Here is a 20,675-nt window from a genome sequence, read left to right on the forward strand (position 1 = left end):
GCGGAAACAGCCGGCGCACCACGATGGTGCAAGGCGTGGCCGCACCGCCTTTTCATCCGCTTTCTCCCCACAAATCCCCTCCCGGCCATAGGAAGGAGGCGGCGGATTCAGGGCGCCTCGTTTATAATTTCGGCATATTTGCAGACTTTTCCCCATACAGCAGGAATCGTCTGTGCTTTTCACCTGAATTCTTGCAGATTGCGAATTACACCATGTCCACCATCCGTATTAATACCGCCGCCGACATCGAAGGCATGCGCATTGCCGGCAAGCTCGGCGCCGAAGTGCTCGACTACATCACCCCCTTCGTCAAGGTGGGCGTCACGACGGGCGAACTCGATCGCCTGTGCCACGAATACATGGTCAACGTGCAAGGCACCATCCCTGCCCCGCTCAACTACTGCCCGCCCGGCTACACGCCCTATCCGAAAGCCATCTGCACCTCCGTCAACGACGTCATCTGCCATGGCATTCCCGGCGACAAGGTCCTGAAAAGCGGCGACTCCGTCAACCTCGACATCACCGTCATCAAGGATGGCTACCACGGCGACAACAGCCGCATGTTCCTTGTCGGCACGCCGACCATCCTGGCCAAGCGCCTGTCGGAAATCACCTATGAGTGCATGTGGCTGGGCATCGATCAGATCAAGCCGGGCGCCCACCTGGGCGATATCGGCCACGCCATCCAGCAGCACGCGGAAAAAGCCGGCTACAGCGTGGTACGCGAATTCTGCGGCCACGGCATCGGCAAGGTCTTCCATGAAGAGCCGCAAGTCTTGCACTACGGCAAGCCAGGCACCCTGGAGCGCCTGGAAGCGGGCATGATTTTCACGGTGGAACCGATGATCAACTCGGGCCGCCGCGAAATCCGCGAAATGAACGATGGCTGGACCATCAAAACCAAGGACCGCAGCTTGTCGGCGCAATGGGAACACACGGTGCTGGTCACGGAAACGGGCTATGAAGTGCTGACCGTCTCGCCGGGCATGCCACCGCCGCCCGCCTTTATCGGCAATAAAGCCTGATAAGCGTCATTAATCAAGCCTGACCCCACCCGACCCACCGCCACCCAGGGCCCAGATGAAAAAGCAAGTTCAGGAACAGCTGAAACAGCAACTGAAAGCCGACCGCCAGGTCGTCATTGCGGCCTTCCAGGCCGACGGCAAGCCTGAAAAACTGCTGCGCAGCCTGCGCCACAGCGTCGATGGCGTGCTGGCGCGGGCATGGCAGGAAGCGGGCTTGCCGCCAGGCACGGCCCTGGTGGGCGTGGGCGGCTATGGCCGGGGCGAGCTGTTTCCGTATTCCGACGTCGACCTGCTGATCCTGCTGCAACAATCGCCGGACGCCGCCGCCCAGGAAAAGCTCGAGGAACTGGTGCAACTGCTGTGGGACCTGGGCCTGGAAATCGGCCACAGCATCCGCACGGTCGATGAATGCATGGTCGAATCGAAGGCCGACATCACCGTGCAGACGAGCTTGCTCGAAGCGCGCCTCGTGTGCGGCAACGCGGACCTGTTCGCGCAATTGCAGCAGCGCTATGACGCGGCCATGGACCCGCAGGCCTTCTTCCAGGCAAAAACGGCGGAAATGCGCCAGCGCCATGCCAAGTACGAAGACACGGCCTTCAGCCTGGAACCGAATTGCAAGGAAAGCCCGGGCGGCCTGCGCGACCTGCAGGTGATCCTGTGGGTGGCCAAAGCGGCCGGCCTGGCGAACTCGTGGCGCACCTTGGCCACGGGCGGCCTGATCACCCTGACGGAAGCGCGCCAGCTGATGGAAAAGGAGCGCGCCTTCAAGGATATCCGCGTGCGCCTGCACCTGCACGCGGGGCGGCGCGAAGACCGCCTCGTGTTCGACGTGCAGACGGCGATCGCCGAATCGCTGGGCCTGCAAGCGACGGGCAGCGGGCCGCACATGCGCCGTGCCAGCGAATTCCTCATGCAACGCTACTACTGGGCCGCCAAGACGGTGACCCAGCTCAACACGATTTTGCTGCAAAACATCGAAGCGCGGCTGTTCCCGCAGGACGACGTGGCCGTGCCCATCAACGAGCGCTTCAATGAAGTCAACAGCCTGATCGACATCAGCGCCGACGACACGTTCGAGCAATACCCATCGGCCATGCTGGAAGTCTTCGTGCTCATGACGGAGCGCCCGGCCCTGAAGGGCATGACCTCGCGCGCCACGCGGGCCCTGTGGCACGCGCGCTTCAAGATCGACGCCGCCTTCCGCCAGGATCCCGTCAACCGCGCCCTGTTCCTGCGCATCATGCAAGCCCCTGTCGGCATCATCCACGCGCTGCGGCGCATGAACGAGATGAGCATCCTGGGGCGCTACCTGCCGAATTTCCGCCGCATCGTGGGCCAGATGCAGCACGACCTGTTCCACGTGTACACGGTCGACCAACACATTCTGATGGTGGTGCGCAACATGCGCCGCTTCACCATGAGCGAACACGCGCACGAATATCCGTTCTGCAGCCAGCTGATGGCCGATTTCTCGCAATCGTGGCTGCTGTACGTGGCAGCCCTGTTCCACGACATCGCCAAGGGCCGCGGCGGCGACCACTCGAAACTGGGCGTGGCCGACGCCACACAGTTCTGCCAGGACCACGGCCTGTCTGCCGAGGACACGGAACTGGTGGCTTTCTTGGTGGAAAATCACCTGACCATGTCGCAAGTGGCGCAAAAGCAGGACTTGTCCGATCCCGACGTCATCGCCGCCTTTGCGAAAGTGGTCAAGGACGAGCGCCACCTGACGGGCTTGTACCTGCTGACGGTGGCCGACATCCGCGGCACCAGCCCGAAAGTGTGGAATGCCTGGAAGGGCAAGCTGCTGGAAGACCTGTACAAGATCACCCTGCGCGTGCTGGGCGGCGAGCCGCACACGGCCGACCGCGAGCTCAAAAACCGCCAGCAGGAAGCGCTGGCCACCCTGCGCCTGTACGGCTTGCCGCCCGATGCGCACCAGAAACTGTGGCAACAGCTGGACGTGGCCTATTTCCTGCGCCACGACGCGTCCGACATCGCCTGGCAGACGCGCTCGCTGTATGACAAGCTCGACAGCAAGTTGCCGGTGGTAAAATGCCGGCTGGCGCCCATCGGCGAAGGCTTGCAGGTGGCCGTGTACATTCCCGACCAGCCAGACCTGTTCGCGCGCATCTGCAGCTATTTCGACCGCAAGAATTTCAGCATCCTCGACGCGAAGATCCACACGACGAAAAATGGCTATGCGCTCGACACCTTCCTCGTCACCGAGCAAAACTTCGCCAAGAGCTACCGCGACATCATCAGCCTGATCGAGCATGAGCTGGGCGAGCTGCTGCAGTCGCAAACGCCGCTGCCGCCGCCGGGCAAGGGACGGCTGTCGCGCCTGTCGCGCACCTTCCCCTTCCAGCCGACGGTGGACCTGCGGCCCGATGAAAAAGGCCAGTACTACCTGCTGTCGGTGGCCGCCAACGACCGCACGGGCCTGCTGTACGCGATCGCCAACGTGCTGACCAAGTACCGCATCAACTTGCACACGGCCAAGATCATGACCCTGGGCGAGCGGGTCGAAGACGTCTTCCTCGTCGACGGTCCCGCGCTCAACAATGCCCGCAACCAGATATTGCTGGAAACCGATTTACTCGATGCGCTGAAAGTGTAAGCTTTCCGCGCAGCGCCTACCCTTACTGAAACTGAAACAACATGACCGAAGAATTATTACGCTTGTCCAAACGCATGTCCGAACTGGGCCTGTGCTCGCGCCGCGAAGCCGATGAATGGATCGCCCGCGGCTGGGTCCGCGTGGATGGCAAGGTGGTGTCCGAGCTGGGCAGCAAGGTCTACCCGAGCCAGCGCGTCACCGTGGAACGCCAGGCGGCGGCCGAGCAATCGAAGCGCGTCACCGTGCTGATCAACAAACCGGTCGGCTACGTCAGCGGCCAGGCCGAAGACGGCTACACGCCCGCCGTGGCCCTGATCAAGGCGGAAAACCGCTGGGCGGAAGACCGCAGCCCGGAACAATTCCATCCGACCCAGCTGCGCAGCCTGGTGGCAGCGGGCCGGCTGGACATCGATTCCGTCGGCTTGCTGGTCCTGACGCAGGACGGCCGCGTGGCCAAGCAGCTGATCGGCCACGATACCGACATCGACAAGGAATACCTGGTGCGCGTGAGCTACACCAAGGGCGGCACCCTGCCCGACAGCGAGCTGAAAAAGCTCAACCACGGCCTGTGGCTCGACGGCAAGCCGCTGTTGCCGGCCAAGGTTCGCTGGCAAAACGAAGACCAACTGAGCTTTACTTTGCGCGAAGGCAAGAAACGCCAGATCCGCCGCATGTGCGAAGCCGTGGGCCTGAAGGTGCTGGGTTTGAAACGCGTGCGCATCGGCAAGGTCAAACTGGGCGACTTGCCGACCGGCCAATGGCGTTACTTGAGCGCAGACGAACAGTTTTAAGCGGCGACGTCAAGGCGGCATGCCAGGCCTGCATACATAAGCAACAGGAATATAGTGATATAAAATCAATTATTGTGATTTACTTAGTAAATATTGCCTTAAACCTATACACTATTCCCCATTAGAACAAAAGAGATACGCTGTCGTGAACGATCCCATCCCCAATCCCCTGCGCAAGGGCGCGCCCAGTCTGGCTGACGTGGCCGAGCCGATGGCCCCCGGCACCAAGCCGCACCATATGAGCGATCCGTGGGATATCGGCGAAACCTTGTGCAGCCTGGCTGACAACGGCGACGCCATCTCCATCTACCCGGCTGGCGGCGAAGACCTCATCCTGGGGCGCGTCCTGTCCGTCGACGATGACTTGCCGCAATTCGTGCTGGAACTCAATGAAGGTGCGACCCTGCCGCCTGGCGGCGCCACGTTTGTGTCGTGGGTACAAAACGCCAAACTGCAGTTCACCATCAATGGCGAATGGCAAGCGTATCCCGAGCGGCCGAACGTCTACCTGACGAACTTCCCCAGCCATTGCCTGGTCCTGGAGCGGCGCGAATCGGCGCGCCTGGAAACACCGCTGGGCGTTTACTACCTGGCCGCCTTCGTGCTCGAGGGTCGTCCATATGAATTGCAGCTGTATGATTTCTCGGCCGGCGGCATCGGCATGCGCGCCCATCCGCGCGACACGGTAGGCCTGTACGTGGGCCGCAAGCTGTCGCGCGTGCGCCTGGAACTGGGGCCGGACAAGGTCATGATCGCCGACCTGGAAATCCGCCTGTCGCGCACCTTCCGCTCCTTCCTGCTGGGCGAGCAGGTGCAGATCGGCTGCCGCTTCCTGAACCTGACGGATGCCATGCAGGATGAGCTGAAGGCGTTGCTCGATAACCTGGGCAGCAGCCGCAAGGTGCGCTAGTTTAGTACTGGGGTCAGACCCTCAACACCGCCAACACATAGCTTTGCGCTAACGCATCCGGGGGTCTGACCCCGGACGTCCAGGTTAAGCGGCAATTAATCGTCGTCGTTCGGATCCAGGTCGGGGAACATGACCTCGGTATAGCCGAACTGCGTGAAGTCGACGATACGCATCGGATACAGGATGCCGTGCAGGTGGTCCACTTCATGCTGCACCACGCGCGCATGGAAGCCGTCGCAGTCGCGGCTGATGGGCTGGCCGAACTGGTCGACGCCTTCGTAGTGCAGCTCGCTCCAGCGCGGCACGCTGCCGCGCAGGCCGGGCACGGACAGGCAGCCTTCAAAACCCTCTTCCTTGCGTTCCGACAAAGGCGTCAGCACGGGGTTGATCAGCACGGTTTCCGGCACTTGCGGCGCGTCGGGATAGCGCAGGTTCTGCTTGAAGCCGTAGATCACCACTTGCAGGTTGACGCCGATCTGCGGCGCCGCCAGGCCTGCGCCATTGGCCGCGTGCATGGTGTCGAACATGTCGGCGATCAAGGCATGCAGTTCGGGCGTATCGAATTCACGCACGGGCTCGGCCATCCGCAGCAGGCGCGGATCGCCCATCTTCAGGATTTCACGTACGGTCATTTTGCGTCCAGTGTCGATTGCAGTTCTTGCAGGTAAGTGCGGAAGGCCGCGCCCGTTTCCGGGTGTTTCATGCCCATCGCTGTCGTTGCCTTCAGATAGCCAAGCTTGGAGCCGCAATCATAACGCTGCCCCTTGTAACGGTAAGCCAGCACGCGCTCTTCACGCATCAGGGCGGCGATGCCGTCCGTCAACTGGATTTCACCGCCGGCGCCCGTGCCGATTTTTTCCAGGTGCTCGAAGATGCGGCTGGTCAGCACATACCGGCCGACCACGGCGAGGGTCGACGGCGCCTCTTCCGGTACGGGTTTTTCCACGATCCCCGACACCAGCTCCAGGTCAGGCTGATAATGCTGGGCGCTGACGATACCGTACTGCCTGGTTTCCGCGCGCGGCACGTCCTGCACCGCCAGCAAGGAACAGTTTTCATACTGGAACACATCGGCCATCTGCGCCAGAACGGGGCGCACGCCCTCTTCCACATCCATGAAATCGTCGGCCAGCAAGACGGCAAACGGCTCGTCGCCGATCACGGGACGCGCGCACAGCACGGCATGCCCGAGGCCCAGCGGCGCCGACTGACGGATGTAAATGCAATTGATGTGCTTGGGAATGACGTTTTGCACCATTTCCAGCAACTGGCGCTTGCCGGCCGCTTCCAGTTCCGACTCGAGCTCATAGGCCGTATCGAAATGGTCTTCGATGGCGCGCTTGTTGCGGCCCGTGATGAAGATCATTTCCGTGATACCCGCGGCCACGGCTTCCTCGACCGCGTACTGTATCAATGGCTTGTCAACGATGGGCAACATTTCCTTCGGTTGCGCCTTGGTCGCGGGCAAGAAACGGCTGCCCAGGCCGGCGACGGGAAAGACTGCTTTTCTGATTTTTTTCATGGGTCTTCTGTAATGAATGATTAGTCTTGCGCCAACAGGGTCAGCAAACCAGCCTCGTCGAGTATGGCCACGCCCAGCTCCTGCGCCTTGGCCAGCTTGCTGCCGGCGTCCGAGCCGGCCACGACGTAAGCGGTTTTCTTCGACACGGAACCGCTGACCTTGCCGCCGGCCGCCTCGATCAACTCCGCAGCCTCGTCGCGGCTCATGTTGGGCAAAGTGCCCGTCAACACAAAGGTCTTGCCGTCCAGTTTGCCGCCAGCGGCTGGCATTTCAGGCAATTGTGACAGTAATTCATTTCGTAGCGCGTCCAGTTGACCAAGCAGCTTGACATTGCCCTCATCGGCCAGCCATTGCGCCAGCGCTTCGGCCACGGCGGCGGGCAAGCCCGCGTGGAAGCTGGCGCCCTGCGCCGCCAGGCTGGCCAGGGTCACGCCCCGCTCCACCAGCTGTTTGCTGCGCGGCTCCGTCAGCTTCGGAATGCCGATGGCGGCCAGCAAGGTGGTTTGTTCGAGCTGCGTGCGCAGCTTGGCGCTGGGCGCGTGTTCGCCCTGCGGCGTGACACCCGCGTCCAGCAATGCCTGCAGCGCCTGCAGGTTCTTTTCTTCGGCAAAGAAATCGGCAATCGACTCGGCCACGGTGCCGCCGATGTCGGGCAGCACGCGCAGCAAGGCGGCCGGCGCCCGGCGCACGTAGTCGAGGCTGCCCAGCCATTCGGCCAGGGTCTTGGCCGTCGATTCGCCCACGTGGCGGATGCCCAGCGCAAACAGGAAACGCTCGAGCGGCGGGCGCTTGCTCGCTTCGATGCCGGCCAGCAGGTTTTCCGCCCACTTGGTAGGAATCTTGCCTTGTTGCACTGTTTCCGGCGTCGAACCGTCGCGTTCGTCGGCGCGCAGCTTCATTTCCAGCAATTTATCCAGGGTCAGGCTGTACAGGTCAGCCAGGCCATGCACGTATTCGAGTTCGACCAGGGTATCGATATAACGTTCCCCCAGACCTTCGATATCCATCATGCGGCGGCCCGCGAAATGACGGAACGCTTCCTTGCGCTGCGCTGAGCAGAACAGGCCGCCCGAGCAGCGGGCGATGGCCTCGCCCTCTTCGCGCACCACGTGCGAGCCGCACACGGGGCACGCTTCCAGCATCTTGAACGGCAGCGGCGCCGGTTCCGGACGTTTTTCCAACACCACGCTCAGCACTTCCGGAATCACGTCGCCGGCGCGGCGCACGATGACGGTATCGCCCACGCGCACATCCTTGCGCAGCACTTCATCTTCATTGTGCAAGGTGGCGTTGGTCACCGTCACGCCGCCCACGGACACGGGCGCCAGGCGCGCCACGGGCGTCATGGCGCCCGTGCGGCCCACCTGGATATCGATGCCCAGCACTTGCGTCAGCGCTTCTTCGGCGGGGAACTTGTGCGCCAGCGCAAAACGCGGCGCGCGCGACACAAAGCCCAGCTCCTGCTGGTCTTCCGTCGCGTTCACCTTGTAGACGACGCCGTCGATTTCATACGGCAAGGCGGGCCGGCGCGCGCCGATATCGGCGTAGTAGGCAAGCAAGCCCTGCGCGCCTTGCACCACCTTGCGCTCCTTGGACACGGGGATGCCCAGGGTTTCGTACCAGTCCAGCAAGGCCGAGTGCGACACCGGCATGGCGGCGCCTTCCAGCGCACCGATGCCGTAGGCATAGAAACGCAGCTTGCGCTGCGCCGTGATGCGCGAATCGAGCTGGCGCAGGCTGCCGGCCGCCGCATTGCGGGGGTTAGCGAATTCCTTCTGCCCCGCTTCGCGCTGGCGTTCGTTCAGGCGGGCAAAATCGCCCTTGAACATCATCACTTCGCCGCGCACGTCGAGCACGGCCGGAATCTTGTCGCCATGCAAGCGCAGCGGGATGCCGGAAATGGTGCGGATATTCGCCGTCACGTCCTCGCCCGTGGCGCCATCGCCGCGCGTGGCCGCCTGCACGAACAGGCCGAGCTCATAGCGCAGGTTGATGGCCAGGCCGTCGAATTTCACTTCGGCAGCATAGTCGACGTCCGTACCATCAAGGTCCAGGCCTTCGCGCACGCGGCGGTCGAAGTTGATGATATCGTCATCGGTGAAACCATTGTTCAGCGACAACATCGGCACCGTGTGCACGACTTGCTCGAATTGCGGCAAAGGCGCCGCGCCCACGCGCAGGGTGGGGGAATCGGGCATACGCAAGTCGGGATGGGCCGCTTCCAGCGTTTGCAGTTCGACGAACAGCTTGTCGTACTCGGCGTCGGGGATGGTGGGATTGTCGAGCACGTGGTAGGCGTGCAGGTGCCGGTTGAGTTCGGCGGTGAGATCCAGGACCCGCGCTGCGGCGTCCTGGTTGATCGGATCAGTCATTGTTGCAGGATTCTTCAGCTAAATAAACGCAGGGCGCGGGTGGAACCGGCCGGAATGTCGGCCGCGTCCATTTCCTGGTAAAACTCTTGCACCTGGCCGGCGATCTCGGCCAGCGCCGCATCGGACAAGGCCTGGTTGTAATCGTCGACGATGGTGGCGTCGAGGCGGCCCACCAGCGCCTTGGCGCAGGCGACCATGGCGCCGAAACCGTCGCGCGCGGGCGCCACGCATGGCACGTCCAGCAGCAGTGTCAAACGGGGCGTCGTTTCCTCGGCCAGGGTGACATTCGTCGACAGCGAGAACAGATGACTGCCTTCGCCGTCGGGCATGACGAAACGGCCGTCCGGACGCACGTCAAAGCCCTGTTTTTCCAGCGCGAACAGCAAGGTGGAAATGGCCCATGGCGCGCCATTCGTGTGCAGGTTCACGCCCAGCTGGGCGTCGTGACCGGCGACGAAACGGTGCAGATTGCGCGCTTCGGCCATCACTTCCATCATGTCGGGCACTTCCGGCTCGGCGCCGATCTCGTCGGCAACGCCGCGCAGGCGCGTAACCAGTTCCGAGTATTCGAGCTCATTCAGGGCCGTGCTGCGGCTGGCCAGCTGTACGCCGCCCTGCATCTTGGTGTAGACACCACCATGCGTGATCGGTTCCCAGTCGCCATTCACGTGTAAACCAATGAAGTGGACGGGCTTGTTGCCCACCAGGCGCAGGGTTTGCAGCACGGGCAGGATCTTGTCGCCGCGCACGGGCGCTTCCAGTGACAAAGGCAGCAGGCAATCGATGAGCGGGTCGACCAGGCTGGTCGCCTGCTCGCTGGCGGCGCTCACTTCCTGCTGCAGCGGCGCGGCCACGGCAGCAGGCGCTTCCACGCCGGCATCGCCGAGCGACGGTTCCGCATGCACGGGAGCGTCCAGCACGGCGCTAGCGGGCGGCGCGCCGAACGATGGTTCGGCCTTGGCGGCGGGCGCGGCGTCAAAGCGCGGTTCCTGACGCAAGACGGGTTCCTGGGCTTCCACCGCAGGGGCGTCGCCCTCGCGCATCAGCACGTCATCGTGGTCGGTGGAAAAAGCCCGCTCCACGCTTTTCTTGGCCTTGTATTCCTGCCATTTGTTGTACGAGAAAACGCCGACGATAAAGACGCCGCCGGCGCCGAACAAGGTAATTTGAAGGTCTGTCATGCTGCTTGTGCCTCGGTTGCAAAATTTGCGGCGGACTCCATGTCCACCGCCACGATGCGCGATACGCCCTGCTCCTGCATCGTCACACCGATCAATTGATGGGCCATTTCCATCGCAATCTTGTTATGCGAAATGAAAAGGAATTGGGTCTGGTCGGACATGCGCTTGACCATGCGGCAGAAGCGTTCCGTGTTCGAATCGTCCAGCGGTGCATCGACTTCGTCGAGCAGGCAGAACGGCGCCGGATTCAGGCGGAACATGGAAAACACCAATGCGGTCGCGGTCAGCGCCTTCTCTCCACCGGACAACAGGTGGATGGTGGCATTTTTCTTGCCGGGAGGCTGCGCCATGACTTGTACACCGGAATCGAGAATCTCGTCGCCCGTCATGGTCAGCCTGGCCTGTCCCCCGCCGAACAGGATGGGGAACAGCTCGGAAAAGTGGTGGTTGACCTTGTCGAACGTGTCTTGCAGCAAGTCGCGCGTTTCCTTGTCGATCTTGTGAATCGCGTCTTCCAGCGTGTTGATCGCTTCCGTCAGGTCGGCGTTCTGGGCGTCGAGGAAATTCTTGCGCTCCGACGCCTGCGCCAGTTCGTCCAGCGCGGCCAGGTTGACGGCCCCCAAGGACGTGATGGCATTGGTCAGGCGCGTCACTTCGCCCTGCAGATACGATGGACGCATATCCGGATGCAGTTTTTCCGTCAAGACCGCTTCATCGGCGCCCGACTCCAGCAGTTGCTGGGCGAATTGCTCCTGGTTCAGGCGCGCGGCCTGTTCCTTGAGCTGCATTTCCATGATCTTGTCGCGCTGCGGCTGCAGGCTGCGTTCCGATTGCGTGCGCGCATCTTCGGACAGGCGCAGCTGCTGCGTAATTTGATCGAGTTCATGGCGCGCGTCGGCCAGCGCCCGCTCCTGCGTCGTGCGGCGCTCGAGCAGATCCTGCAAGCCGTCGGCGGCCGCGCCGTTTTCCAGGCTGACCAGTTCCTGCTGGCCAGCTTCCAGGCTTTCCGTCACTTGCTGGGCCTGCGTACTGGCCGTGGCGATATTGCGGCGCAATTCCTCGATCTTCGCGCGGTGGGCTTTTTCCGCGTATTCCGTATCCTTGGCGGCCCGCTCCAGGTCGCGCAAGGCTTCGCGCGCCTCGGCCAGACGCTGTTCCTTCTGCAGGAAATCCGTGTGGCCGTCTTCGTGCGCTTCCTGCAAATTGCCCAGCTCCATGTCCAGCTGTTCGAATTTCTCTTCCGATTCGGCCTTGATCTGCTGCTGCTCCGCTTCCTGCGCGGCAATTTCCGCCAGGTCGGCGCCGATCTGCGTGCTGCGCTGGTTGAAGCGCGCTTCCACTTCCGACAGTTTCACCACGTCCAGTTGCAGGGTATGCACGGAGGAAGTGAGCTGCTGTATGCGCAGGCGCAAGTCGGACAGATTGCGCGTGAGCGTCGCCACGGCGGCGTCGGCCCGCACGGAACGGGCGCGCGCTTCTTCGGCCAGTAGCTGCTGGGCACGCAGCTGCTTGCCGATATTGTCGATTTCCTGCTGGCGGCCCAGCATACCTTCCTGCTCCGAGTCGGCCGCATAGAAGCGCACGCTGGTGGCCGTGACCACGTGACCGGCGCGCGTGACGAAATAGCCGCCCGGCGGCAATTTCGCCCGTTCGGCCAACGCCTCGGCCGCGTCTTCCACGGCGTAGGCGTTGTACAGCCAATCCTGCAGCAAGCCGCGCAAGCCGGGATCGTTGAGTTTCAACAAGTTCAAAAACGGTTTCAGGCCTGGCACATCCGGCAACGGCAGCGGCGCCACCGTCGATGGCGCGTACAGGGCCAGCTTGGCCGGCGGCGCGTCGGCAAAGAAAGCCTTGGCCCAGTCGATATTCGACAGTTGCAGGGCCGACGTACGCTCGCGCAGGATCGACTCCATGGCCGCTTCCCAGCCCGCTTCGATCTGCAGCTTTTGCCACAGACGGGGCAAGGTGTCGAGTTCGTGCTTTTTCAGCCACGGCTGGACCTTGCCCTGCGTCTGCACCCGTTCCTGCAATTGTTTCAAGGCGGAAAGACGCGCTTCCAGCTGGGCGTTGGCCGCCGTTTCGGCATTGACTTGCGCCTGCGCCTCGGCCCGCTCCTGCTCCAGCTTCGGCTGCTGCTCCAGCGCTTCTTCCAGGTAGAAACCCTGCTCTTCCAGGGTTTGCTGCTTTTCTTCCAGCTGCAGTTTCAGGTTTTCCAGGTGGCTGCTATCGGGCAAACTGAGGCTGTTCTTTTCCTGCTGCAGGCGCTCGCGGCGGCTCAACAGGCTGGCGAGGATATTGGAAGCATTGCGCTGGTGCGCCGATTCCAGTTCCAGCTGCTGCTGGGCCTGCATAATCCGCGCGCGCGATTCCGTGCTCTTGTTTTGCGCGGCGCGCCAGGCGGCGTCCAGCTCGGGCAATTGCTCGCCCTTCTGCTCGGCCATCATTTGCGACTGTTCCACCTTGGCGGCCAGTTCCTCGAGGTGGAATTCCGCCTCTTCGATCTGTTCCTGGTATTCGCCGCCCTGTTGCGTCCACTGGTCGCGCTGGGCCGTCAGGGTGGCCAGCTGGGCCTGCAGGCGGGCGCGCGATTCGATGACGAACTTGATCTGCGCTTCCAGGCTGCCGATTTCGGCATTCGTCTGGTACAGATGGCCTTGCGCCGTATGCAGGCGGTCGCCCACGGCAAAGTGCGCCTGGCGCATCTGCTCGAGGGTCAGTTCCACGTTGCGCAGCTTGGCCGTCTGCTCTTCCAGGTCCGTCTGCGCCTGCTCCACTTCGCGGAAATAGCGCGTCTGCTCGTTTTGCGCCTCGTTCTTGCGCAGCAGCCACAACAGTTTCTGCTTTTCTTCCTGGTCCGCCTGCAAGGCGTGGAAACGCGTGGCGACAGCGGCCTGCGCTTCCAGCTTTTCCAGGTTGGCATTGAGTTCGCGCAAGATGTCTTCCACGCGCAGCAAATTCTCGCGCGTGTCCTGCAAGCGGTTTTCCGTCTCGCGGCGTCGTTCCTTGTATTTCGATACGCCGGCCGCTTCTTCCAGGAACACGCGCAATTCTTCGGGGCGCGATTCGATGATGCGCGAAATCATGCCCTGGCCGATGATGGCGTAGGCGCGCGGGCCGAGGCCCGTGCCGAGGAAGATATCCTGGATGTCGCGCCGGCGCACGGGCTGGCCATTGATGTAATAGGTGGAGGTGCCGTCGCGCGTCAGGGTGCGCTTGACGGCGATCTCGGCGTACTGGCCCCACTGGCCGGAGGCCTTGCCATCGTTGTTATCGAACACCAGCTCGACCGAGGCGCGGCCAGCCGGCTTGCGGTGCGTGGAGCCGTTGAAAATGACGTCCTGCATCGATTCGCCGCGCAGCTCCGACGCTTTTGATTCGCCCAGCACCCAGCGCACGGCGTCGATGATGTTCGACTTGCCGCAGCCATTCGGCCCGACCACGCCCACGAGCTGGCCTGGCACCTGAAAATTGGTGGGATCGACGAAAGACTTAAATCCCGACAACTTGATGGAAGAGAGACGCACGTGTTTTAGAGTTCCTGGCCTATGCTGGCGGTTGAATTATCGGCGAACCCGGTTCATATTCAGTTCAGATGCACCATTGCGACGGCAGCCTGGCCGCTCGCCGCAAAAAAAAGTGGTTCATCATACCATTTCCTGATGCTTTTCTGGCCAAAAAACCGTAGCGCCAGGCGCCTGCTGGCAGCGGATCACCGGGCAGGACGGCCATCCTGCGCCAGTTTCCAGTCCGCGCGGGAAAAAACGCGCTCATGGCCGGACAGCACCATGGCCAGTTTTTGCAGCCATTGCTCGGTCGGCATGGGTTCGGCCTTGAAGCTCAGCGCCACCATCAGTACCAGGCTGGCCAGGGCCAGCGCATGGCTGACGGCGAAATTGACGGCGCCACGGGCATTCCACATGAAACCCAGCGCCAGTGCCAGGCCCAGCACGCAGCCGCTGACGGCTTCGGACACGCTGTGCGCATGCACGACCACGCGCGAAATGGCCACCAGCACGGCAAAGGCCACGCCGACGAGCACGCCGGCATGGCGCCAGCGCGGCTCGGCCCGCTGCAGCAGCACATACATCAGCACGGGAAACACGGCGCCGGCGCGCATGGCGTGGCCGCTGAAACCGGTAAAATCGAGCGTGCTGCTGCCCACGCCCCAGCTCATGAAAGCCAGCTTCGACAGCACCACGAGGGCCAGGCCGCCGCCATACCACAAGCTCCAGCTGAGTACCAGCCGCCACTGGCGCGACACGAGCAGCCACAGGGCAATCGCCACGCCAGCCGGCCCCATCACGGACATGTCGGCCGCAAAAGAAATCCCATTCCACCAAGTCATCGTGCCTACGCTTATTTCATGATCAGCGTGCACTATGCCACGACTGGCCCCGCTTGCGCCCGGGTTTTCATCAACTACGGAGAAGAATTACATTCCATTACAATTTCCACCTCAGAAATTGCCATATGAAAATATCTCGCGGATGCCGCACCGGTGGCGCGTCAGATATTCGTCAGGCGCTTGCCCTTGGGCGGAGCAAAGTCGCGGATCGATTCGACCATGCCCACTTCCAGCGCCTGGTCGGCCGTCAGGTGCAGGTCCGAATATGCGTGCACCTGCCACTGCTCGTCCGTCAGCTTGACGTGGCCGCGCAGGATGCGCTCGGTGCGCATGTCATCGGCGCGCAAGCCCTCGACGATGATGCTGAGCGCATCGGGGCGCGAACCAGGCGAGGCGGTCGCATGCGACTTGTGCACCATGAAACGGGCCGTGTCGCTGGCATGGCGGTGCCGCCCCGCCAGGAACAGGGTGACGGCGATGGACGCCACGGCGCCCGCGTTGTAGGTGATGATGTCGAGCGGCAACTTGCTGAGGAAGTTGTACAGACAGATGCCATCGCTGACATAGCCGCCGTTGGACTGGATCAGGATGTGCGCGGTGGTGAGCTTGTCTTCCGTGATGTCGGCGGCGGCATTGAAGACGCGCCGCACCATGTCGCTGTTGACGTCGCCCGAGAGGGTAAAGTAACCGTGCTGCTCGGTGTTGTTTTGCGTCTCGCTTTGTGTAGTGTTCATGGCAGGCACCCGCAAGAAAGCCAGGATTTCATCATAGCGCATTCCTGCGCGGCCGGGCGCCCTTTTGCAGCGGAACATTCCCCTCGCCAGCCCCGCAAACCGGGGCTTTTGCTGCAATTTGGCAACGTCTTTACAGATTGACAGAAACACCCTGCTGGCATATATTCCTCCCACTTGATCGGGAGAGGGCAACCCAGCGTTGCCGCCGAAGGGGCACTACCCAAAAACTCTCAGGCAAAAGGACCGATCAGGCGGACTGAAGTTGTTGCTTTGGCGACACTACAGCTCAACTCTGGAGAGCGGCCGCGGCACATGCCGGCGGCCCACCGAAGGGGCGCACGGGGCAAGCCCCCCGTAATCTCTCAGGTACAAAGGACAGGGGGGTCAGTGATCACGCTGGAAAGCCGTGTTTGGCTATTCTATGTTTTGTTAACTTCCCCTTTACCTTCGTCCCGAGGAATCCATGACGCTCAAAGCGACCCCACTCAACAACGCCCACCGTGCCCTCGGCGCCCGCATGGTCGATTTCGGCGGCTGGGACATGCCCGTCAACTACGGCTCGCAAATCGAAGAGCACAACGCCGTGCGCGGCGACGCCGGCATGTTCGACGTGTCCCATATGTGCGTGGTCGATATCGAAGGCCCGAATGTGCGCGCCTTCCTGCGCGGCTTGCTGGCCAATAACGTCGACAAGCTGCAAGTGTCGGGCAAGGCGCTGTACTCGTGCATGTTGAATGCCGAAGGTACCGTCATCGATGACCTGATCGTCTACTTCTTCAACGAAAACTGGTTCCGCCTCGTCGTCAACGCGGGCACGGCTGAAAAAGACGTGGCGTGGATGCAGCAGCAAAACACCAACACCAACAGCGGCCTGACGATTACCGAACGCCGCAATGCGAACCAGCCGATGGCCTTGGTGGCCGTGCAAGGCCCGAACGCGCGCGCCAAGGTGTGGCAAGTGCTGCCGGAAACGCAAGCCGAGTCCGAAGCCATCAAGCCGTTCAACGTCGTCATCGTCAAGGATACGGCCTTCGGCGAAGTCATGCTGGCGCGTACCGGCTACACGGGCGAAGACGGCTTTGAAATCGGCGTGGCCGCCACCCAGGTGGAAGCGCTGTGGAACGCCCTGGCTGCCGCCGGCGTCAAGCCGGCCGGCCTCGGTGCGCGCGACACCCTGCGCCTGGAAGCAGGCATGAATCTGTACGGCCAGGACATGGACGAAAGCGTCAACCCGCTCGACGCGGGCCTGGCGTGGACCATCGACCTGGTCAGCGAGCGCGACTTCATCGGCAAGGCCGCCCTGCTGGCCAAGGGCCAGAACGCGCAATTCGTGGGCCTGATCCTGCGCGAAAAAGGCGGCGTGCTGCGCGCGCACCAGAAAGTCATCATCGCCGGCAGCGACGCCACGGGCGAAATCACCAGCGGCACCTTCAGCCCGACGATGCAGGAAGCCATTGCTCTCGCGCGCGTGCCCAACGGCGTGGCCGTGGGCGACACCGTGCACGTGGAAATCCGCGGCAAGCAGCTGGCCGCTTCCGTCGTCAAGCTGCCTTTCGTGCGTAACGGTAAAATCCTGGCTGCGTAAGCGATTAGAGCCGCCCGCAAGACCGTACAACCATAATTAATAACGAACACTTACCATCTGGAGCCACACATGAACATTCCTGCAGACCTGAAGTACACCGCTTCCCACGAATGGGTACGCCTTGAAGGCGACGGCACCATCACCGTCGGCATCACCGAGTACGCGCAGGACGCGCTGGGCGATATCGTCTTCGTCGAACTGCCAACCGTGGGCAACAGCTACGGCGCCGGCGACGACGCCGCCGTGGTGGAATCGGTCAAGGCAGCGAGCGACATCTACGCGCCGATCGCCGGCGAAGTCGTGGCCGTCAACGACGACGTCGTCAACTCGCCTGAATCGATCAACGCCGACGCCTACGCCAACTGGCTGTTCAAGATCAAGCCAGCCGACGTGTCGGCCCTGGACGGTTTGCTCGACGCTGCCGCCTATGGCGCCACCACCAGCGCGTAATCGCGTTTGATTCACGGGCCGCGTTTGCGGCCCGTTTGCATTTAATTTTGTAGCTATACCCCGCCGCCGCGCCCGCGCGCCGCCTCCCGGTTTTTCAGTCTTTTTTGGCCTCTATATCATGACCCGCACCAGCCTGACCCAACTCGAAGCACGCGATGCCTTCATCGCCCGCCACATCGGCCCTTCCGCCACCGAACAGCAAGCCATGCTGGCGACCCTCGGCTATCCATCGCGCGCCGCGCTGATCGACGCCCTGGTGCCAAGCAACATTCGCAACAAGGGCGCCCTGCCCCTGGGCGCGTACTCGCAGCCGATGCCGGAACAGGAAGCCCTGTCGCGCCTGAAAGCCATCGCCGGCAAGAACCAGGTACTCAAATCCCTGATCGGCCAGGGCTATTACAACACGTTTACGCCAGGCGTCGTGCTGCGCAACATCTTTGAAAACCCAGCCTGGTACACGGCGTACACGCCTTACCAGCCCGAGATTTCGCAAGGCCGCCTGGAAGCGATTCTGAACTTCCAGCAAGTGATCACGGACCTCACCGGCATGGGCATCTCGAACGCCTCGATGCTGGACGAAGGCACGGCCGCCGCCGAAGCGATGACCCTGATCCAGCGCGTGGGCAAGTCGAAATCGAACGTGCTGTACGTCGCCAATGACGTGCTGCCGCAAACACTGGAAGTGGTGCAGACGCGCGCCCAGCCGATCGGCATCGAAGTGCGCACCTTCGACCCGGCCGAAATCGAGTCGCTGGACGCCTGCTTCGGCGTGCTGCTGCAATACCCTGGCGTAAACGGTGTCGTGCGCGACTACCGCGCCGGCGTGGAAAAACTGCACGCGAATGGCGCCATGGTCATCGTCGCGGCCGACCTGCTGGCCCTGACCATGCTGACGCCGCCTGGCGAATGGGGCGCCGACGTCGTCGTCGGCAACAGCCAGCGCTTCGGCGTACCGCTCGGTTTCGGCGGCCCGCACGCGGGCTACCTGTCCACGCGCGATGAATTCAAGCGCAATATGTCGGGCCGCCTGGTGGGCGTGACCGTCGATGCGCAAGGCAACAAGGCCTACCGCCTGGCTCTGCAAACGCGCGAACAGCACATCCGCCGCGAAAAAGCCACGTCGAACATCTGCACGGCGCAAGTGCTGCTGGCCGTGATGGCCTCGATGTACGCCGTCTACCACGGCCCTGCCGGCCTGCTGCAGATCGCCCAGCGCGTGCACCGCTTTACGGGCGTGCTGGCCGCCAACCTGAAGACCCTGGGCTACGGCGTCGTCAACGCGACTTACTTCGACACCCTGACCATCAATGTGGCCGATGCGGCGCAGCTGCACGCGACGGCCATGCACCACGGCGTCAACCTGCGCAAGATCGACAATACCCATGTCGCCGTGTCGCTCGACGAAACCACCACGCGCGACGACATCGCGCTGCTGTGGAAGGTGTTCGCGCACGGCCTGGCCAACGCGCCTGCCGCGCCTGACCTGGACGCCGTCGAAGCGGCGGTGACCAGCGCGCTGCCGGCGCAGCTGGCGCGCGAGAGCGCCTACCTGACGCACCCCGTCTTCAACAGCTACCACTCGGAACACGAAATGCTGCGCTACCTGCGCAGCCTGGCCGACAAGGACCTGGCGCTGGACCGCACCATGATCCCGCTCGGCTCGTGCACCATGAAGCTGAACGCGACGAGCGAAATGATTCCCGTCACCTGGCCCGAGTTCTCGAACATCCACCCGTTCGCGCCCGATGCGCAAACGGTCGGCTACCGCGAAATGATCGCCCAGCTGGAAGAGATGCTGTGCGCCTTGACGGGCTACGCGGCCGTCTCGCTGCAGCCGAACGCCGGCTCGCAGGGCGAATACGCGGGTCTGCTGGTGATCAAGGCCTACCACGAATCGCGCGGCGAAGGCCACCGCAACATCTGCCTGATTCCCTCTTCGGCGCACGGCACCAACCCCGCATCGGCCAACATGGTCGGCATGCAGGTGGTCGTCACCAGCTGTGACGCCAACGGCAACGTGGACCTGGCCGACCTGAAAGCAAAAGCGGAAAAACACAGCGCCAACCTGGCCTGCGTGATGGTCACCTACCCATCCACCCACGGCGTGTTTGAAGAAGGCATCCAGGAACTGTGCGAGATCATCCACTCGCACGGCGGCCAGGTCTACATCGACGGCGCCAACATGAATGCGCTGGTCGGCGTGGCAGCTCCCGGCTCGTTTGGCGGCGACGTGTCGCACCTGAACCTGCATAAGACCTTCTGCATCCCGCACGGCGGCGGCGGACCAGGCGTGGGTCCGATCGGCGTCGGCGCCCACCTGGCGAAATTCCTGCCGAATCAGCGCTCGTCCGGCTACCAGCGCGACGCGGCCGGCATCGGCGCCGTCAGCGCCGCGCCATTCGGCTCGGCCAGCATCCTGCCGATTTCGTGGATGTACATCGCCATGATGGGCGCGGAAGGCTTGACGGCAGCGACCGAGACGGCGATCCTGGCGGCGAACTACATCGCGCGCCGCCTGGCGCCGCACTACCCGGTGCTGTATTCGGGCCACGACGGCCTGGTCGCGCACGAGTGCATCCTGGACCTGCGCCCGATCACGGACGCCACCGGCATCAGCAATGAAGACGTGGCCAAGCGCCTGATGGACTTCGGTTTCCATGCGCCGACCATGAGCTTCCCCGTGCCGGGCACGCTGATGATCGAGCCGACGGAAAGCGAATCGAAAGTGGAAATCGATCGCTTCATCGACGCCATGATCGCCATCCGCGGCGAAATCGCCAAGGTCGCCAGCGGCGAATTCGACCATGACGACAACCCGTTGAAGAACGCGCCGCACACGGCACAGGTATTGATGTCGGACAACTGGGAACGCAAGTACAGCCGTGAAATTGCGGCCTACCCGGTCGCCTCCCTGCGTCAGCGCAAATACTGGCCGCCGGTCGGCCGCGCCGACAACGTGTACGGCGACCGCAACCTGTTCTGCGGTTGCGCACCGATCAGTTCGTACGAAGAGGAATGACGCCAGACCAAACCTACTGCGCGTCGCGCTTTGCGGCCGGCGATGCTCACCGTACTAGAGTACGGTTGCGCTTCTCGGCCACAAATCACTGACGCTCGCTACGGTTTTGTCAGGCGTC

General features: G+C 62.7%; 14 protein-coding genes and 2 riboswitches. Of the genes, 7 read left to right on the forward strand and 7 right to left on the reverse strand.

All coding sequences use genetic code 11. The annotated features are described in order from the left end of the window. Window positions 1–212 precede the first annotated feature (212 nt). From map to CSQ95_RS22455, 4 genes are all read left to right on the forward strand, one after another. Entirely contained in the window at window positions 213–1,025 is an 813-nt protein-coding gene (map, locus tag CSQ95_RS22440; protein ID WP_070221576.1) for a type I methionyl aminopeptidase, read from the forward strand. Between the two features lie 55 nt (window positions 1,026–1,080). Beyond that, window positions 1,081–3,648: a [protein-PII] uridylyltransferase gene (locus tag CSQ95_RS22445; RefSeq protein WP_099411127.1), complete on the forward strand. Its 2,568-nt coding sequence runs from the start codon at window positions 1,081–1,083 to the stop codon at window positions 3,646–3,648. 41 nt (window positions 3,649–3,689) lie between these two features. Beyond that, a complete protein-coding gene (locus tag CSQ95_RS22450) occupies window positions 3,690–4,439 on the forward strand; it encodes a pseudouridine synthase (RefSeq protein ID WP_034752263.1) in 750 nt (249 codons plus the stop codon). 145 nt (window positions 4,440–4,584) lie between these two features. Further along, window positions 4,585–5,349: a flagellar brake protein gene (locus CSQ95_RS22455; RefSeq protein ID WP_083287073.1), complete on the forward strand. Its 765-nt coding sequence runs from the start codon at window positions 4,585–4,587 to the stop codon at window positions 5,347–5,349. Between the two features lie 95 nt (window positions 5,350–5,444). Here CSQ95_RS22455 and def read toward each other — a convergent pair whose 3' ends face one another. The 7 genes from def to CSQ95_RS22490 form a co-directional block, all read right to left on the reverse strand. Further along, window positions 5,445–5,981, reverse strand: coding sequence for a peptide deformylase (def, locus tag CSQ95_RS22460; protein ID WP_070221525.1), 537 nt, complete (start codon window positions 5,979–5,981; stop codon window positions 5,445–5,447). Then, entirely contained in the window at window positions 5,978–6,871 is an 894-nt protein-coding gene (gene galU / locus CSQ95_RS22465; RefSeq protein WP_070221526.1) for a UTP--glucose-1-phosphate uridylyltransferase GalU, read from the reverse strand. The genes def and galU overlap by 4 nt, the downstream gene beginning before the upstream one ends. Window positions 6,872–6,891: 20 nt before the next feature. Beyond that, window positions 6,892–9,243 carry an NAD-dependent DNA ligase LigA gene (ligA, locus tag CSQ95_RS22470; protein WP_099411128.1) on the reverse strand — a complete coding sequence of 784 codons (2,352 nt, stop codon included), beginning with the start codon at window positions 9,241–9,243 and terminating at the stop codon, window positions 6,892–6,894. A gap of 14 nt (window positions 9,244–9,257) precedes the next feature. Further along, a complete protein-coding gene (locus CSQ95_RS22475) occupies window positions 9,258–10,424 on the reverse strand; it encodes a cell division protein ZipA C-terminal FtsZ-binding domain-containing protein (protein WP_099411129.1) in 1,167 nt (388 codons plus the stop codon). Next, a complete protein-coding gene (gene smc / locus CSQ95_RS22480; protein WP_099411130.1) occupies window positions 10,421–13,948 on the reverse strand; it encodes a chromosome segregation protein SMC in 3,528 nt (1,175 codons plus the stop codon). Before smc ends, CSQ95_RS22475 begins: the two co-directional genes overlap by 4 nt. 185 nt (window positions 13,949–14,133) lie before the next feature. Then, entirely contained in the window at window positions 14,134–14,769 is a 636-nt protein-coding gene (locus CSQ95_RS22485; protein ID WP_257218177.1) for a phosphatase PAP2 family protein, read from the reverse strand. A gap of 161 nt (window positions 14,770–14,930) precedes the next feature. Then, a complete protein-coding gene (locus CSQ95_RS22490; protein ID WP_070221578.1) occupies window positions 14,931–15,503 on the reverse strand; it encodes an ATP-dependent Clp protease proteolytic subunit in 573 nt (190 codons plus the stop codon). Window positions 15,504–15,672: 169 nt separating this feature from the next. Next, a riboswitch (glycine riboswitch) is annotated at window positions 15,673–15,759 on the forward strand. Between the two features lie 26 nt (window positions 15,760–15,785). Next, a riboswitch (glycine riboswitch) is annotated at window positions 15,786–15,892 on the forward strand. A 74-nt stretch (window positions 15,893–15,966) separates the two neighbouring features. Here CSQ95_RS22490 and gcvT point away from each other — a divergent pair. The 3 genes from gcvT (at window position 15,967) to gcvP (ending at window position 20,557) form a co-directional block, all read left to right on the forward strand. Further along, window positions 15,967–17,088 (forward strand): glycine cleavage system aminomethyltransferase GcvT, encoded by a 1,122-nt coding sequence (gene gcvT / locus CSQ95_RS22495; RefSeq protein WP_099411132.1) that lies wholly within the window; start codon window positions 15,967–15,969, stop codon window positions 17,086–17,088. A 69-nt stretch (window positions 17,089–17,157) separates the two neighbouring features. Beyond that, window positions 17,158–17,538, forward strand: coding sequence for a glycine cleavage system protein GcvH (gene gcvH, locus CSQ95_RS22500; protein ID WP_070221532.1), 381 nt, complete (start codon window positions 17,158–17,160; stop codon window positions 17,536–17,538). Window positions 17,539–17,656: 118 nt separating this feature from the next. Then, window positions 17,657–20,557: an aminomethyl-transferring glycine dehydrogenase gene (gcvP, locus tag CSQ95_RS22505; protein ID WP_099411133.1), complete on the forward strand. Its 2,901-nt coding sequence runs from the start codon at window positions 17,657–17,659 to the stop codon at window positions 20,555–20,557. Window positions 20,558–20,675: the final 118 nt, after the last annotated feature.

Source organism: Janthinobacterium sp. BJB304 (genome assembly GCF_002735765.1).
GTDB lineage: Bacteria > Pseudomonadota > Gammaproteobacteria > Burkholderiales > Burkholderiaceae_D > Janthinobacterium.

Bases quoted from the DNA above. Each gene is read 5' to 3' on its own strand.
- map (WP_070221576.1), top strand. From the start codon at position 213: ATGTCCACCATCCGTATTAATACCGCCGCCGACATCGAAGGCATGCGC.
- CSQ95_RS22445 (WP_099411127.1), top strand. From the start codon at position 1,081: ATGAAAAAGCAAGTTCAGGAACAGCTGAAACAGCAACTGAAAGCCGAC.
- CSQ95_RS22450 (WP_034752263.1), top strand. From the start codon at position 3,690: ATGACCGAAGAATTATTACGCTTGTCCAAACGCATGTCCGAACTGGGC.
- def (WP_070221525.1), bottom strand. From the start codon at position 5,981: ATGACCGTACGTGAAATCCTGAAGATGGGCGATCCGCGCCTGCTGCGG.
- galU (WP_070221526.1), bottom strand. From the start codon at position 6,871: ATGAAAAAAATCAGAAAAGCAGTCTTTCCCGTCGCCGGCCTGGGCAGC.
- ligA (WP_099411128.1), bottom strand. From the start codon at position 9,243: ATGACTGATCCGATCAACCAGGACGCCGCAGCGCGGGTCCTGGATCTC.
- CSQ95_RS22475 (WP_099411129.1), bottom strand. From the start codon at position 10,424: ATGACAGACCTTCAAATTACCTTGTTCGGCGCCGGCGGCGTCTTTATC.
- CSQ95_RS22485 (WP_257218177.1), bottom strand. From the start codon at position 14,769: ATGACTTGGTGGAATGGGATTTCTTTTGCGGCCGACATGTCCGTGATG.
- CSQ95_RS22490 (WP_070221578.1), bottom strand. From the start codon at position 15,503: ATGAACACTACACAAAGCGAGACGCAAAACAACACCGAGCAGCACGGT.
- gcvT (WP_099411132.1), top strand. From the start codon at position 15,967: ATGACGCTCAAAGCGACCCCACTCAACAACGCCCACCGTGCCCTCGGC.
- gcvH (WP_070221532.1), top strand. From the start codon at position 17,158: ATGAACATTCCTGCAGACCTGAAGTACACCGCTTCCCACGAATGGGTA.
- gcvP (WP_099411133.1), top strand. From the start codon at position 17,657: ATGACCCGCACCAGCCTGACCCAACTCGAAGCACGCGATGCCTTCATC.